The following is a 16,135-nucleotide window of genomic DNA, read 5'->3' on the forward strand; positions in this document are numbered from 1 at the left end:
GGGATCTCGGAACAAAGGATGGAAACGGCGGCAATCGCCGACCAAAGACGTCCATGTCCTCGAATCACGGGCAAAAAAAAGCTGCCATCAGGTGACGGCAGCGAAACTGCATCGAGCACTTACGCAACAGTTGAAATTGATACTCTCAGGGGATTGCTACAGAAATGTGACAGTCGATACAAATCTTGTCACATAACTGTAAAAAACTGGATCAAGAGCCAAACTGCAATTCCGCCAACCGCGCATACAGCGGGCTTTCGGCGATCAACTGTAGGTGCGTCCCCACCGCCACCACCTTGCCCTGATCGATCACCGCGATGCGATCGGCATGCTGCACCGTGGCCAGGCGATGGGCGATCACCAGCGTCGTGCGCCCGGCCATCAAGGTCGGCAGGGCTTGCTGAATCAGGTACTCGCTCTGCGCATCAAGGGCGCTGGTGGCCTCGTCCAGCAGCAGGATCGGCGCATCCACCAGCAAGGCCCGGGCAATCGCCAGGCGCTGGCGCTGACCGCCGGACAGGCCGAGGCCGGCGTCACCAAGGTGAGTCTGGTAGCCGTTGGGCAATTGCAGGATGAATTCGTGGGCATGCGCGCTGCGGGCAGCAGCTTCGACCTCGGCGAAACTGGCGTCGGCGCGGCCGTAGCGGATGTTGTCCTCGACACTGCCGAAGAACAGCGCCGGGTTCTGCGCCACCAGGGCGAAATGCCGGCGCAGCTCCTGCGGGTCGAGCCGGGTCAGGGGCTGGCCGTCGAGCAGGATCTGCCCTTGTTGTGGATCGTAGAAACGCAGCAGCAGGTCGAACAGCGTCGACTTGCCCGCACCGGACGGCCCCACCAGCGCCAGGGTCTGGCCCGGTTCGACGGTCAGGTCGAGGCCATCGATCGCAGGTCGCGAGGCGCGCGACGGGTAGGCAAAGCGCACCGCCTGCAACTCCAGCCGGCCGCTCACCCGTGGCGGCAGAGGCACGCCACCGTCCGCTGGGGCGACAATCTCGCTGCGCGCGGCGAGCAATTCGGCAATACGCTCGGCGGCGCCCGCGGCGCGCTGCAACTCACCAATCACTTCACTGACGGTGCCGAAAGCGCTGCCGACGATCAGGCTGTAGAAGACAAAAGCGGCCAACTCGCCACCGGAGATACGCCCGGCGATCACATCCATCCCGCCGACCCAGAGCATCACCCCCACCGCACCCAACACCAGCACGATCACCAGCGTGATCAGCCAAGCGCGCTGGACAATACGTTTGCGCGCCGTGGCGAAGGCCGCTTCCACCGTCTCGCCGAAACGCTGGCGATCCCGTGGCTGGTGGTTGTAGGCCTGCACGGTCTTGATCTGGCCGAGGGTTTCGGCGACGTAGCTGCCGACATCGGCGATGCGGTCCTGGCTCTCCCGGGACAACGAGCGCACCCGACGGCCGAAGATCAGAATCGGCGCCACCACCAACGGCAGCGCCAGCACCACGATGCTGGTCAGCTTGGGGTTGGTGACGAACAGCAGCACGATGCCACCCAGGACCATCAGCGTGTTGCGCAGGAACAACGACAGCGACGAGCCGATCACCGATTGCAGCAGCGTGGTGTCGGCGGTCAGCCGCGACTGGATTTCGGAACTGCGGTTGTGCTCGAAAAAGCCGGGATGCAGGCTGATCAGGTGATCGAACACCTGTTGGCGAATATCGGCCACCACCCGCTCGCCGATCCACGACACCAGGTAGAAACGGGCGAACGTGCCCACTGCCAGGGCCAGCACCAAGGCCATAAACAGTGCGATGGACTGTCCGAGCAGGTCGGCCGAGCGGGTCACGAAACCCTGGTCCACCAACAGGCGGATACCCTGGCCCATGGACAAGGTGATGCCCGCTGTCACCACCAGCGCCAGCAAGGCGAGCAACGACTGTTTGCGGTACGGACGAACGAAACGCCAGGCCAGCTGGAGTGCCTGGCGCTGACGCGAGGAAAGCGGATTGAACATGAGGGCTGCCGTCTGTCGGATCTGCCGTGCAGCCTACACCCGCAAGGCGTATTGCCGCCATTGAGCGCGGGGGTTTACAACGCAGGGGCACAGGCCATAGACCGGATCGGTCTAAAGCACCTCTGGCTCTGCACTGAACTTTCTGGTGGACTGATTGCTCGCATGATGTGAACGGCGATGGAGTTGTAACAGACCGGTCATCACGCGGATTTAATCTAGGCTAGCCACCTGAAGAGGAGACAGGAAATGAGCTTGCAACATAGCAGCGCGAATACCCAGCAACGTTCGGTACAACCTGTACCGGTGCACGGTTCGATCATCGACGCCCAAGGGCGCGAGATCCCGATCACCGAGCAGATGATCCAGCAAGCGTGCAGCGAACTGGAAAAAAGCCGGGTCGCACCGGCGAAGAAGAGCTGAAGCTCCACCTCATTCGAAACCCGGCGCCTGCGCCGGGTTTTTTATTGGTTTTTTGTGGACTTGTGGGGCTGGGTGTTGCGGGCTTATCCATTTGATGTGGCGCGCCGGTCAGTTTTCCAGCACACACCCCAACGCCAAAGCAATCTGCCGCAACGCCACCGACTCCCCGTCGATCCTCACCCGCAGCCCCTCGATTTCCCGCCGCACCGGATAGCCCTTGCGCAACAGGTCGAAGTTCGCCCGCTGCTGCGCCGGATCGGCGCTCAGGCTACGGCGGAAATCGGCATCGTCGCGTCGCGGGTCATAGACCGCCCGGCACAGCGTCGCCAGCGCCCAGACCGGGTCGCTGTCGCCCTGCAACTCCAGCCGCGCCAGCCACGGGCGCGGCAGCAAATCGGCAAGCCAGACCTGCGCCGTCTCGCCACGCCAGGCACAGAACGCCTGATAGATCTGCGCAGTGCCGCGCTGCTTGCCGTCGAGGCTGTAGCCGGCAATATGCGGGGTGGCGATAACGCACAGGTCGGCCAACTCCGGGTCCACCAGTGGCTCTTCTTCCCAGACGTCCAGCACCGCCAGCACATCCTCGCGATCCAGCAACAGCTCCCGCAGCGCGATGTTGTCGATAACCGGGCCACGGCTGGCGTTGATCAGCCAGGCGCCCTCGCGCAGGCTCGCCAGGCGTTCGGCGTCCAGCAGATGCCAGGTGGCCTGCTCGCCCGAGCGGGTCAGCGGGGTATGCAGGCTGATGACGTCGCATTCGGCGAGAATCTGCTCCAGACCGACATACTCACCGCCCTCCGTCGCCTGCCGCGGCGGATCGCAGACCAGCACCTTCCAGCCCAGCCCGCGCAGCACTTCGACCAGACGCCCGCCGACCTCACCGGCGCCAACCACACCGTAGGTGCGCGACGCCAGGTCCGCGCCATCCAGCTCGGCGAGGGTCAGCAGGCTGCCCAGCACATAATCCACCACCCCACGGGCATTGCAGCCCGGCGCGCTGGACCAGTGAATACCGGCCTCGGCGAAATACGGCAGGTCCAGGTGATCGGTGCCGATGGTGCAGGTGCCGACGAAGCGCACCCGGCTGCCCTCCAGCAAAGCACGGTCGACCTTGGTCACCGAGCGCACCAGCAACACGTCGGCATCGCGCACGCAGTCGCGGTCGATAGCGCGGCCGGGATAGCGGCGGATCTCGCCAAACCCGGCAAAAAAGGCATCGAGCAGCGGGATGTTTTCGTCGGCAACTATCAGCATGGTGCTCTCCTGTGGGGGAGCGCAGTGTAGGGCCGGGAGTGGGTAAGGGGCTACAAGGTGTTGCGATCGACCTGCACATCCAACCCACCCATTTCCTGACCAATGCGTCAGGGCGTAGACTGCCCGGTTTTCCGCACACTGCCACCGGACGACCGCCTAGTGACCCTTTCCGCTACAACCACCCTCTCCCGCCCCGCCCGAATACGCGCCGAAACACGCGGGCTGCTGCACCTCGCCACGCCGATCATCGTCGCGCAACTGGCGACCACCGCCATGGGCTTCGTCGATGCAGTGATGGCGGGCCGGGTCAGCCCCGAGGACCTGGCTGCGGTGGCACTGGGCAATTCGATCTGGATTCCGGTGTACCTGCTGATGACCGGCATCCTCCTCGCCACCACCCCAAAAGTGGCGCAGCGCTTCGGCGCCGGCCAGCACGGCGAAATCGGCCCGCTGGTACGCCAGGCACTGTGGCTGGCGCTGGTGGTAGGTCTGCTGTCCAGCGCCATGCTACTCAGCGCCGAACCGATCCTGCGGCTGATGAAGGTCGACCCGCAACTGATCGGCCCGAGCATGGGCTATCTGCAAGGCATCGCCTTCGGTTTCCCCGGCATCGCCCTGTATTACGTGCTGCGCTGCTACAGCGATGGCCTGGGGCGCACCCGGCCGAGCATGGTCATCGGCCTGTGCGGGCTGTTGCTGAACATTCCGCTGAACTGGGTGCTGATCTACGGTCACTTCGGCATGCCGGCGCTGGGCGGTGTCGGTTGCGGCTGGGCCACCGGCATCGTCGGCTGGTTCATGGCCCTGAGCATGGCGGCCTGGAGCCGCTGGGCTCCGGCCTACGCCAGTAGTCGCGTACTGGTCAGGCTCGACCGGCCGCAGTGGGCGGTGATCAAGCGCCTGCTCGGTATCGGCCTGCCGATCGGCATCGCGGTGTTCGCCGAATCGAGCATCTTCGCGGTGATTGCCCTGCTGATCGGCAGCCTCGGCCCGACCGTGGTGGCCGGGCACCAGATCGCCCTGAACATCAGCTCGCTGCTGTTCATGATTCCGTATTCGCTGGGGATGGCAGTGACCGTGCGGGTCGGTCAGGCGGTGGGTGCCGGCGACCCGTACCAGGCGCGCTTCGCCGCCTTGGTCGGGCTGGGCACGGCACTGGTGTTCGCCGCGTTCTCGGCCAGCCTGATCCTGTTGCTGCGCGAGCAGATCGCGGGGATCTACACCCCGGACACCACGGTTATCCAGATTGCCGCGATGCTCATCGTGTTCGCCGCGCTGTACCAGTTCTCCGACGCCATCCAGGTGATTTGCGCCGGTGCGCTGCGCGGTTACCAGGACACCCGGGTGACGATGATCCTGACCCTGTTCGCGTATTGGGGCATCGGCCTGCCGGTCGGCTACCTGCTCGGCCTGACCGATGCCTTCGGCCCGGCCAGCGGCCCAAGCGGCTTGTGGCAAGGGCTGATCGCCGGCCTGACCTGCGCGGCGCTGATGCTGTCGACCCGCCTCGCGCGCAGCACCCGCCGGCATATTCGCCGGGCGGGGCGCTGAAGGCTCAGTCGAGCTTCTTGCGGATCCAGTAGAAGTAGGTGCCGTCTTCTTCCTGCTGCTGCACCAGTTCGTGACCCAGGAACACGCAGAACTTGGGGATATCGCGGCGGGTCGAGGGATCGGTGGCGATGACCTTGAGCAAGCCGCCTGCGGCGAGGTCGCGCACGTGCTGGTGCAGCATCATCACCGGCTCCGGGCAGTTCAGGCCGGTGGCGTCGAGCACGGCATCAGGGGTGAGATCGGTCATTCGGGACTCCGTAATCAGTAAGCGAATTCAGCGCGGCTTGAGGTCGAGACGGCGCAGGTGGCAGGTCACTTCCTCGCGGTCGTGATAGAGCTGCTTGCAGCCGATCGAGACTTTTACCTTGCGCGCCTTGAAGCCTTCCTCGATGCGGTCCAGCAGACGGCGCACCTCGGCGTAGCGCTGCTTCATCGGCAGCTTCAGGTTGACCACCGCCTCGCGGCAGTGCCCGCCGCCCAGCCATTCCTCGACCATCGACGCGGTGCGCGCCGGTTTCTCGACGATGTCGCAGACCATCCAGTCCACGGTCTGCTTGGGCTTCCAGGTGAAACCGTCGACCATCAGGTGCTGGACCAGCCCGGTGTCCATCAGGCTCTCGGCCATCGGGCCGTTATCGATGGCGGTCACCAGCATGCCGCGGCGGACCAGTTGGTAGGTCCAGCCGCCCGGCGCAGCGCCGAGGTCAACGCCGGTCATGTCATCGGACAGACGCTGCTCCCACTGGTCGCGCGGGATGAAGTGGTGCCAGGCCTCTTCCAGCTTGAGGGTCGAGCGGCTTGGCGCCTCGCGGGGGAATTTAAGGCGCGGGATGCCCATCGGCCACATCGCCGAGTTGCCCGTGTCGGCCACGCCGAGAAACACCCGACGACCGCTGACGAAGGTCAGCAACAGCCGCGCGCTCGGGCCGTCCTCGACCAGACGGCCGGCCTTGAGCAAGGCCTTGCGCAGCGGGCCTTCGAACTTGCGGCAGAAGGTCGAAAGCTCCTTGCCGTCGTTGCTGTCCATCACTTCCAGCCAGAGACTGCCGGCCACCGGGTAATCCGCCAGATGCTCCAGCAGCACGCTGATGCGGTCGGTTTCCGGCAGCTCGACAAAGCTGCCGCGCGCCCATTGGCGAGGGAAGATCAACTGGTTGAAACGCAGCTCGCGCATCATCCGCTCGGCGCCTTCGGCGTCGTTGCAGATGAACTCGGCGCAGGCGCTCTGCGGCTTGGCCTTGGCATAGCCGGCAACGCCAAGACGCGCGGCGTGTTCACTGATCTCGGAACAGACCTCGCCCTCGAAACCGGGCCGGCAATGCATGAACAGGGTATTCATCACTCACTCCAGAACGGCTGGCAGCCGATGCGCCCCAGCCCTGACCGGGGACAAGCAGCCCCGGTGAAAATCGGCGAATGATAAAGGAGTTTCGGAACTGGCGACATGCCCCGCCGGTCCAGTAAAGGGTCAGGTCGATGAAACAGGACTAGGCTCTGTGTGAAAAGCCTTGAGACGAAGGTCAGGCAAGGCGAAAACAGCCGAGGAAGCGGAGTTTACGGGTTGTAAATGAGCATTCCGAGGCTGTTTTCAACGCAGCATCACCGAGTATCAAGGCTTTTCATACAGAGCCTAACCTGACTGTTCAGCCAGGTCCGTACCGTGCGGATCGTCATCGCGGCGGTGAAGCGGCGACAGCAAGGCCGCTCACCAGCGCAGAAGGAGTTGGTCAATGCCCTCGCTCGACAGCCTGAAAACCCTCAAGATCCTGGCGGTGAATGGCCGCCCCTATCATTACTACAGCCTGACCGAGGCCGCCCGCCAACTGGGCGACCTGCAGCGCCTGCCGATGTCGCTGAAGGTGCTGCTGGAAAACCTGCTGCGCTGGGAAGACGGCAAGACCGTCACCGGCGCCGACCTTACCGCCCTCGCCGACTGGCAGCGCGAGCGCCGCTCGGACCGCGAGATCCAGTACCGCCCGGCGCGGGTGTTGATGCAGGACTTCACCGGCGTGCCGGCGGTGGTCGACCTGGCCGCCATGCGCGCGGCCATGGCCCAGGCGGGCGGCGATCCACAGCGGATCAACCCGCTGTCGCCGGTGGACCTGGTGATCGATCACTCAGTGATGGTCGATCGCTACGCCACCCCGAGCGCCTTCGCGCAGAACGTCGATATCGAAATGCAGCGCAACGGCGAACGCTACGCCTTCCTGCGCTGGGGCCAGAACGCGTTCGACAACTTCCGCGTGGTGCCGCCCGGCACCGGCATCTGCCACCAGGTCAACCTGGAATACCTCGGCCGCACCGTCTGGACCCGCGAGGAAGACGGCCGTACCTACGCCTTCCCCGACACCCTGGTCGGCACCGACTCCCACACCACCATGATCAACGGCCTCGGCGTGCTTGGCTGGGGCGTGGGCGGTATCGAAGCCGAGGCGGCGATGCTCGGCCAGCCGGTGTCGATGCTGATTCCCGAAGTGATCGGCTTCAAACTCACCGGCAAGCTGCGCGAAGGCATCACCGCCACCGACCTGGTGCTGACAGTCACGCAAATGCTGCGCAAGAAAGGTGTGGTAGGGAAATTCGTCGAGTTCTACGGCGACGGCCTCGCCGACCTGCCGCTGGCCGACCGCGCCACCCTGGCCAATATGGCCCCGGAATACGGCGCTACCTGCGGCTTCTTCCCGGTGGACGATGTCACCCTGGATTACCTGCGCCTGTCGGGCCGACCGACGGAAACCGTGGAACTGGTCGAAGCCTATTGCAAGGCCCAGGGCCTGTGGCGCTTGCCCGGCCAGGAGCCGCTGTTCAGCGACACCCTGGCGCTCGACATGCACGAAGTGCAGGCCAGCCTGGCCGGGCCGAAACGGCCGCAGGACCGGGTCGCGCTGCCCGGCGTCAGCCAGGCCTTTGATGATTTCCTCGGTTTGAACGTGCGGCGCGCCAACAGCGGCGCCGACAGCGACCAACCCGGCGAGACGCGCTTCAGCCTCGACGGCCAGGAACACGCGCTAAAAGACGGCGCCGTGGTGATCGCTGCGATCACCTCCTGCACCAACACCTCCAACCCCAGCGTGATGATGGCCGCCGGCCTTCTGGCGAAAAAGGCTGTGGAAAAGGGCCTGCAACGCAAGCCTTGGGTGAAGAGTTCGCTGGCCCCCGGCTCCAAGGTCGTGACCGATTACTACGACGCCGCCGGCCTGACCCACTATCTCGACGCACTGGGCTTCGATCTGGTGGGCTACGGCTGCACCACCTGCATCGGCAACTCCGGGCCGCTAGCCGACCCGATCGAGGCCGCCATCGCCAAGGCTGATCTGGTGGTGGCGTCGGTGCTGTCGGGCAACCGCAACTTCGAAGGCCGGGTGCATCCGCTGGTCAAGACCAACTGGCTGGCCTCGCCGCCGCTGGTGGTGGCCTACGCCTTGGCCGGTAGCGTGCGCGTCGACCTGACCCGCGATCCGCTGGGCAACGACGCCAGCGGCCAGCCGGTGTACCTGCGGGATATCTGGCCGAGCCAGCAGGAAATCGCCGCGGCGGTTGCGCAGGTGGACACGGCAATGTTCCACAAGGAATACGCCGAGGTCTTCGCCGGCGACGAGCAATGGCAGGCAATCGAAGTGCCGCAAGCCGCGACCTATGTCTGGCAGGACGATTCCACCTACATCCAGCATCCGCCGTTCTTCGAAGGGATTTCCGGCCCGCCGCCGACCATCGAGGACGTCCACGGCGCGCGGATTCTAGCGCTGCTGGGGGACTCGGTGACCACCGACCACATCTCCCCTGCCGGCAATATCAAGGCCGACAGCCCGGCCGGGCGCTACCTGCGGGACAAGGGCGTGGAACCGCGCGACTTCAACTCCTACGGCTCGCGGCGCGGCAACCATGAAGTGATGATGCGCGGCACCTTCGCCAACATCCGTATCCGCAACGAAATGCTCGGCGGCGAGGAAGGCGGCAACACCCTGCACATCCCCAGCGGAGAAAAACTGGCGATCTACGACGCGGCCATGCGTTACCGCGATGAAGGCACGCCGCTGGTGGTGATCGCCGGGCAGGAATACGGCACCGGCTCCAGCCGCGACTGGGCAGCAAAAGGCACCAACCTGCTGGGGGTCAAGGCGGTGCTGGCGGAAAGCTTCGAACGCATCCACCGCTCCAACCTGGTGGGCATGGGCGTGCTGCCGCTGCAGTTCAGCGCCGGACAGGACCGCAAGCTGCTCAAGCTCAGCGGCCGCGAGCAGATTGATATCCTCGGGCTTACCGGTGCACGCATCGAACCGCGGATGAGCCTGCACCTGCGTATCAGCCGCGAGGACGGGAGCCAGGAAACCATCGCCGTGCTCTGTCGCATCGATACCTTGAATGAGGTGGAGTACTTCAAGGCGGGCGGCATTCTGCATTACGTGTTGCGGCAATTGATTGCCCATTGAGAGGAGCGAGTGATGGCTACCAAGTGCATGCCGGGAGTTGTTTAGCGCTCTCTAGATCGAGCGCTGCCCGCGCGGCGCATCGCGAGCAAGCTCGCTCCTACATTTTTTGCAACGTGCCTATGCCTGTCAGGCCATGGTTGACTGCCTTGGTGGTTCGACTCGATTTTAAGGCTGGCGCTTCAGCCTCTTCGCACTCTCCAGCCATGCACCAAGGCTGACTTCGCCAATCCCACAGACCATGGCGCGTTGCAGCAAATGTAGGAGCGAGCTTGCTCGCGATGCGCCGCGCGGGCGGCGCTCGATCTTGAGACCGCTGAAAACCTGTCGACTAGCACCTGGCCGCCATTACCCGGGCTTCCTGACTGGAGCCTGCTGCACTGGGTGTTTTTCACCTTTTCCACACCTTGCACCACTATGAACCATCGGTCACTCACTGACTTGTGTTGCAAAAATGTGAAAGAATGCGCGCAAATTACATGAACGTGACGACTTCTCGTAACTCACCTGCCTCAAGAGAATATTGAGCAGGATCAATAAAACCCAAATATTCATTCAATAATTTCGCGCGTTAGCCGATACCACGCGAAAGCCTTGCGGATTGAACAGCTTATGCGTAACAACCAGCCGATTACCCAGCGCGAACGGACTTTCCCTGCCCAACAACGGTTGATTTCGACTACCGATGCCAAGGGTGTCATTACGTACTGCAACGAAGCTTTCATCGAGATCAGTGGTTTCTCCCGGGACGAACTGATGCGTGCGCCACACAACCTGGTTCGCCACCCGGACGTGCCGCCTGCGGTGTTTGCCCATATGTGGACCACCCTCAAGCAAGGCCTGCCCTGGATGGGCATCGTCAAGAACCGCTGCAAAAGCGGCGATCACTACTGGGTAAACGCCTACGTCACGCCGATCTACGACAACAACCAGATCGTGGGTTACGAGTCGGTACGGGTAAAACCGACTGCCGAGCAGGTCCGCCGCGCCGAAGCGCTGTACAAGCGCATCAATGATGGCAAGTCGGCCATCCCGCGCCGCGACAAGTGGCTGCCGGTGCTGCAGGACTGGCTGCCGTTCATCATGGTCAGCCAGATCGGCTTCCTGATCGGCATCTGGCTGGGTCACTCCTGGGGCTTCGCCCTCGCCGCCGCACTCTCGGTGCCGCTCGGCCTGCTGGGCCTGAGCTGGCAGCAACGCGGCCTCAAGCGCCTGCTGCGCCTGGCCGAACAGACCACGTCCGACCCGCTGATCGCGCAGATGTTCACCGACAGCCGTGGCGTCCAGGCCCGCCTGGAAATGGCCATGCTCAGCCAGGACGCGCGCCTGAAAACCTGCCTGACCCGCCTGCAGGACACCGCCGAACACCTCAACGAGCAAGCCCGGCAGTCCGATGCCCTGGCCCACAACAGCTCGTCGGGCCTGGAGCGCCAGCGCGTCGAGACCGAACAGGTCGCCGCCGCCGTCAACGAAATGGCCGCCACCACCCAGGAAGTGGCCAACCACGTACAGCGCACCGCCGACGCAACCCAGGCCGCCAACCGCCTGACCGACCGCGGCCGCAGCATCGCCGGGGAAACCCGCGACGCCATCCAGCGCCTGTCCACTGCCGTGGGCGAGACCGGCCAGACGGTCACCCAACTGGCCCGCGACAGCGATGAAATCGGCGGCGTGGTGGATGTCATCAAAGGCATCGCCGACCAGACCAACCTGCTGGCACTGAACGCCGCCATCGAAGCCGCCCGCGCCGGTGAAATGGGCCGCGGCTTCGCCGTGGTAGCCGACGAAGTCCGCCAACTGGCGCAGCGCACCAGCGAATCCACCGGGCAGATCCACAGCCTGATCGCCAAGCTGCAGCAGACCGCGTCCAACGCCGTGCAAACCATGGAAGCCGGACACCGCCAGGCCGAAGAAGGCGTGGCCCGGGTCATGGAAGCGGACCAGGCGCTGGTGGGCATCAGCGAAGCGGTAGCAAATATCACCGACATGACCACCCAGATCGCCGCCGCCACCGAGCAGCAGACGTCGGTGGCCGAGGAAATCAGCCGCAACATCAGCACCATCGCGGCGCTGGCCGACCAGACTTCCGAGCAGGCCCAGCATTCGGCCCTGCTCAGCGAAGAACTGACCCTCACCGCCACCACCCAGTACTCGCTGGTGGAACGCTTCAACCGCTAAGCGCGCAACGGTGAAACGAAAAGGCCCGGGAAAGCGATTTCCCGGGCCTTTTTCATTTCGGTGTCAGGGCCTTACCAATCCAGCGACAAGCGGCTCTCGAAATACCGCACCTCGCCCGTCAGCGGGTCCTCGAAACGCAGGCTCCGCGCCAGCAGCTTCAACGGCTTGGCGTAGTCGTCCTCGCCCTGCAGCACGTCCGGGTAGAACGGGTCGTTGCAGAGCGGCGCACCGAGCGCCGCCATATGCACCCGCAACTGGTGGGTCTTGCCGGTGACCGGCGACAAGCCATAGCGCCAAAGCTCGCCATTCTTCTCCAGCACCTCGGCCACGGTCTCGCTGTTGCTCGTGCCGGGCACTTCCTGCATGCGGAAGAACGGCTCGCCGCTGGCCATGCGGCTTTTGTGCACCAAGGGGAAATTCAGGTTCGGCAAGGCCGGCGCGATGGCTTGGTACTGCTTGTCGATGCGCCGGGTAGGAAACAGTTGCTGGTAGGCCGAGCGGCTGTCCGGGTTAGCGGAAAACAATACCAGCCCGGCAGTGTGCCGATCGATGCGGTGCAGCGGCACCAGATGAGGGTTGTCGAGGCGGCGGATCAGGCGCCGCAGCAAGGTCTGTTCGACGTACTCACCGGTCGGCGTCACTGGCAGGAAGTGCGGTTTGTCGGCCACCACCAGGTGCTCGTCGGCATGGAGAATGTGCTCCAGCACCGGAATCGGCTTCTCGTTGGGGACTTCACGAAAGTAGTGAAGGCGCAAACCCGGACGATAAGGATGATCGACGCCAATCGGCTGGCCCTGGGCATCCAGCACCCGCCCCCGGGCGATGCGATCGAGCCACTGTTCGCGGCTGATCGCCTTGAAGTGATCGCACAGGCAATCCAGCACACTGACCCAGTTGCCCGGCGGCAGGCAAACCGTACTGGCCTGATGCTGGGCCGGGTTGAAGGAAGCACTCATGGACACACTCACGACCTGATGGCCGGCCATTATCGCGAATGACCACCACCTCAGCCAGCCTCGACCGCCGCCTGGTCGCAGGCGGTCTTCAACCAGCGCAGCACATCGACCGCCTCCCAGCGGCTGGCGTCGTACAGGGCGTAGGCCAGGCCCTGATAGCCGACCACATCCAGCGGCCGGTGGAAGCCGGCGCGCTGGAACAGCGCCTCGACCTCGGCAAAGCAGGTATTGAAGTGCACCTTGCCGAACGGCGTACGGTCGTCGGTGACCAGCCCGTCGATGCGCAGGTCCAGCACGGCTTCACTCACACGGTCGACGGACATGTGGTTGACGCTGTATTTCAGTTGTTCGACGTTGACCATCGCTGTTCTCCGGGCGCGAATTAAAGCCGGCCCCAATACTGTATTTATATACAGGATAGGAGGCCGGCGGCATGGGCGTCAATCAACGCGCGGGGTTCATTGCAGGCCCGGCAGATAACCGGTGCCCTTGCGGATGGTCAGCACCTCCCGGCGCTGGCGGCCTTCAGCAAGGCCCAGGTGAACCCAACCGTCGTACTCGAAGATCAGCTGATCGAACGACAAATCACTGTCCATGATTCGCCGCGCGAGGTCGCGCGGGGTCAGCGACACGGCGATGATATCGGCGGCCAGGCCCTTCATGTGCGCACTGGAACGGGAGCCGCCGATACGGCGATTGAGCCGCTCGCTGCGGTAGCCACTGGTGATGAGAATCGGCCGCTCGACCAGGCTGCGAACCCCTTCAAGGCTGCGGCAGGTCTCCACCAGGTTGGCGATGGTCTGGCTGTCTGGGTCGTTATCGATGCCTTCGCGGCTGGCGACTTGCGAGGCAGTCATTTCGGCAAGGGTGAAATGCGGGGTCAGAAACATCGGTGCCACTCCTTTGGCTGGGGAATTGGCGCTGGCCACGGACCAGCGCCAACGGATTCTCCAACCCGCCCCCGGAGGATGCACCCGTCCATGTGCATCGAGATGTTAATCACCGGCTCAACGCAGGAAAGCCACCACCTGGTCCGCATCGAACGGCCAGTTCAGCTCGGCGCCGCTGTCGCAGCGGCGCAGGACCGGAATCAGCAACCCATAGCGCTCCACCTGAAGGGCGTCATCGCCGATGTCGACCAACTCGACCAGCAAGCCATGCTCGACGAACGGCATGAGCAAGGCTTCGGCGACTTCGCACAGGTGACAACCCAGGGTGCCGAACAATTGGCATTCAGGAAGCATGAAAAATACCGATACAAAATGGACGATGGCGTCATTCTAGGGCCACGAAAAAACGCCGTCGAGACACACAGGACGACTACACCCCGGATTGACCTGGATCAATTTGCAGCCCAGTGGAGCACTGTACTCTGGTCGTTTTTTTGCCGTTTTTTACATGGAGTATGTGGTGTGTTTGCAAACCTGCTGATCATCCTGGCGTCGTCACTGGTCGTCATTGCCGTGTTCAGGCGCCTGCAATTGCCGCCTGTGCTGGGTTACCTGTGTGTCGGGCTGTTCGTCGGTCCGACGGCGCTGGACTGGGTCAACGAAAGTGAAGAGCTGCCGGACCTCGCGGAAATGGGCGTGGTGTTCCTGCTGTTTTCCCTGGGTCTGGAGTTCTCCCTGTCGAAAATGCTTGCCCTGCGCCGGGTGGTGTTCGGCCTCGGCAGCCTGCAGGTCGCCTGCACCGGCCTGCTCCTGGCGGGCGTGCTGTCGCTGCTCGGCATGCCGAGCACCGCCGCGCTGTTGCTCGGTGGCGGGCTGGCACTGTCGTCGACGGCGATCGTCAGCAAGGAACTGACCAGCCTTGGCGAAATCTTCAGCAGCCACGGCCAGAACGCTATCGGCGTATTGCTGTTCCAGGATGTGGTGGCGGTCTTGCTGCTGACCCTGGTCCCGGTGTTCGCCGGCGAAAGCGGCCAGGCCTGGTACTGGGCGCTGCCGCTGACCCTGGGCAAGACCGTGGTGCTGTTCGTCGGCCTGCTGCTGGCCAGCCGCTGGTTGCTGCCGCGGCTGTTCCATGAGGTGGCCAGCTCGCACTCGGCGGAGATGTTCGTGTTGCTGGCGCTGGTGATCGTTTTGCTCACCGCATGGCTGACCCACCTGCTCGGCCTGTCGCCCGCGCTGGGCGCATTCCTCGCCGGCATGCTGCTGGGCGAAAGCAACTACCGGCACCAGATCGAAGCGGATATCCGCCCGTTCCGCGACATCCTGCTGGGGCTGTTCTTCGTCAGTATCGGCATGCTGATCGACCTGCAACTGTTCGCCAGCCATGGCCTGGAAATCCTCGGCCTGACCTTGGGTCTGCTGGTGCTCAAAGGTTGCGTGGTAGCGGCGCTGGTTCGGGTGCGTGGCAGTGACTCGGAAACCGCCTGGCGCAGCGGCCTGGCCCTGGCCCAGGGCGGCGAGTTCTGCTTCGCGCTGATGGCGCAGATGCAACTGAGCAACATGCTCCCGGAAGAACTCGGCCACCTGCTGCTCGCCGCGACCTTCTGCTCGATGCTGGTCACCCCGCTGCTGCTGCGCGCCGCGCCCGCCATCGCCCTGCGGCTGCACCGCAAGCCAAACGAAGAAGTCCACCTGGAAGAAATCGAAGCGCAGAGCGCCACGATGGACGGCCACGTGCTGATCTGCGGCTACGGTCGTGTCGGCCAGTCGATCGGCCGCTTCCTGCGCCGCGAGCAACAGGCGTTCATCGCCCTCGACGATGACCCGGTGCGGGTCCAGGAAGCCGCCGCCGGCGAGAACTGCGTGCACTACGGCGATTCGCGCCGTGGCGAATTGCTGGAGGCGATTGGTTTGGACCGGGCTCGCCTGCTGGTGATCGCGGTGGATAACACCGACGTGGCAATGACCGTGCTCAAGGCCGCTCGGCACTTGAACAGCCATATCCCGATCCTGGTGCGCACCCGCGACGACAGCCTGCGCGACGAGCTGCGCGCCGCCGGCGCCAGCGCGGTGGTCCCGGAGTTGCTGGAGTCGAGCCTGATGCTGGCGTCGCACGCGCTGATCATGCTGGGCGTGCCCGAAGCAACGGTTCGCGAGCGCATCGACGAAGTGCGGCAGAGCCGCTACCGCTTGCTGCACGGTTTCTACCACGGGGCGCAAACCCATCTGGTTGACGCCGAAGGCAAGCCCAAGGTGCTGATGCACGCGGTCAACCTCGGCGCCAACGCGTATGCCTGCGGGCGCCGGCTGGCGGACCTCGGACTGGAGCAACTGGGCGTCGAACTGCGCGCGGTGCAGCGCGACGGCAACGAGCTGGCGGTGGATACCGCGACCTGCCTGCACGCCGGTGATGCCGTGCTGCTGTGCGGCCCGCTGGCGGCCATCGAGGCCAGCGAGGCGCGTTTGCTCGCTGGCCGCTGAGGCCGA

General features: G+C 64.3%; 13 protein-coding genes. 5 read left to right on the forward strand and 8 right to left on the reverse strand.

Translation table 11 applies throughout. The features are described from left to right. Window positions 1-211: 211 nt before the first annotated feature. Complete coding sequence (locus HWV67_RS29700) at window positions 212-1,972, reverse strand: ABC transporter transmembrane domain-containing protein (protein WP_175653800.1); 1,761 nt, start codon at window positions 1,970-1,972, stop codon at window positions 212-214. A gap of 246 nt (window positions 1,973-2,218) precedes the next feature. On the opposite strand from HWV67_RS29700, the gene HWV67_RS29705 reads away from it, so the two are divergent. Further along, window positions 2,219-2,392 (forward strand): PA1571 family protein, encoded by a 174-nt coding sequence (locus HWV67_RS29705; RefSeq protein WP_175653801.1) that lies wholly within the window; start codon window positions 2,219-2,221, stop codon window positions 2,390-2,392. A 108-nt stretch (window positions 2,393-2,500) separates the two neighbouring features. Here HWV67_RS29705 and pdxB read toward each other — a convergent pair whose 3' ends face one another. Then, window positions 2,501-3,646, reverse strand: coding sequence for a 4-phosphoerythronate dehydrogenase PdxB (gene pdxB / locus HWV67_RS29710; protein ID WP_175653802.1), 1,146 nt, complete (start codon window positions 3,644-3,646; stop codon window positions 2,501-2,503). A gap of 159 nt (window positions 3,647-3,805) precedes the next feature. On the opposite strand from pdxB, the gene HWV67_RS29715 reads away from it, so the two are divergent. After that, window positions 3,806-5,197, forward strand: a complete 1,392-nt coding sequence (locus HWV67_RS29715; RefSeq protein ID WP_256680234.1) for an MATE family efflux transporter — start codon at window positions 3,806-3,808, stop codon at window positions 5,195-5,197. 4 nt (window positions 5,198-5,201) lie between these two features. Here HWV67_RS29715 and tusA read toward each other — a convergent pair whose 3' ends face one another. Next, window positions 5,202-5,444, reverse strand: coding sequence for a sulfurtransferase TusA (gene tusA / locus HWV67_RS29720; protein ID WP_175653804.1), 243 nt, complete (start codon window positions 5,442-5,444; stop codon window positions 5,202-5,204). Between the two features lie 27 nt (window positions 5,445-5,471). Continuing rightward, window positions 5,472-6,536 carry a 23S rRNA (cytidine(2498)-2'-O)-methyltransferase RlmM gene (gene rlmM, locus HWV67_RS29725; protein WP_175653805.1) on the reverse strand — a complete coding sequence of 355 codons (1,065 nt, stop codon included), beginning with the start codon at window positions 6,534-6,536 and terminating at the stop codon, window positions 5,472-5,474. A 391-nt stretch (window positions 6,537-6,927) separates the two neighbouring features. Between rlmM and acnA the strand changes: the two genes are divergently transcribed. Then, window positions 6,928-9,627, forward strand: a complete 2,700-nt coding sequence (gene acnA, locus HWV67_RS29730) for an aconitate hydratase AcnA (RefSeq protein ID WP_175653806.1) — start codon at window positions 6,928-6,930, stop codon at window positions 9,625-9,627. 609 nt (window positions 9,628-10,236) lie between these two features. Beyond that, window positions 10,237-11,802, forward strand: a complete 1,566-nt coding sequence (locus HWV67_RS29735; RefSeq protein ID WP_095157990.1) for a methyl-accepting chemotaxis protein — start codon at window positions 10,237-10,239, stop codon at window positions 11,800-11,802. A 71-nt stretch (window positions 11,803-11,873) separates the two neighbouring features. On the opposite strand, the gene HWV67_RS29740 is transcribed toward HWV67_RS29735, so the two are convergent. From HWV67_RS29740 to HWV67_RS29755, 4 genes are all read right to left on the reverse strand, one after another. Then, entirely contained in the window at window positions 11,874-12,758 is an 885-nt protein-coding gene (locus tag HWV67_RS29740; protein ID WP_175653807.1) for a pseudouridine synthase, read from the reverse strand. Between the two features lie 50 nt (window positions 12,759-12,808). Further along, window positions 12,809-13,120 (reverse strand): transcriptional regulator, encoded by a 312-nt coding sequence (locus HWV67_RS29745; protein ID WP_175653808.1) that lies wholly within the window; start codon window positions 13,118-13,120, stop codon window positions 12,809-12,811. Window positions 13,121-13,216: 96 nt separating this feature from the next. Further along, window positions 13,217-13,648 carry a D-Ala-D-Ala carboxypeptidase family metallohydrolase gene (locus tag HWV67_RS29750; RefSeq protein ID WP_175653809.1) on the reverse strand — a complete coding sequence of 144 codons (432 nt, stop codon included), beginning with the start codon at window positions 13,646-13,648 and terminating at the stop codon, window positions 13,217-13,219. A 117-nt stretch (window positions 13,649-13,765) separates the two neighbouring features. Beyond that, window positions 13,766-14,002, reverse strand: coding sequence for a glutaredoxin family protein (locus HWV67_RS29755; protein WP_095158001.1), 237 nt, complete (start codon window positions 14,000-14,002; stop codon window positions 13,766-13,768). Window positions 14,003-14,170: 168 nt separating this feature from the next. On the opposite strand from HWV67_RS29755, the gene HWV67_RS29760 reads away from it, so the two are divergent. Next, complete coding sequence (locus tag HWV67_RS29760; protein WP_175653810.1) at window positions 14,171-16,129, forward strand: monovalent cation:proton antiporter family protein; 1,959 nt, start codon at window positions 14,171-14,173, stop codon at window positions 16,127-16,129. Window positions 16,130-16,135 lie beyond the last annotated feature (6 nt).

The organism is Pseudomonas sp. Marseille-P9899 (assembly GCF_903166565.1).
In the GTDB taxonomy this organism is placed as follows: Bacteria; Pseudomonadota; Gammaproteobacteria; order Pseudomonadales; family Pseudomonadaceae; genus Aquipseudomonas; species Aquipseudomonas huaxiensis.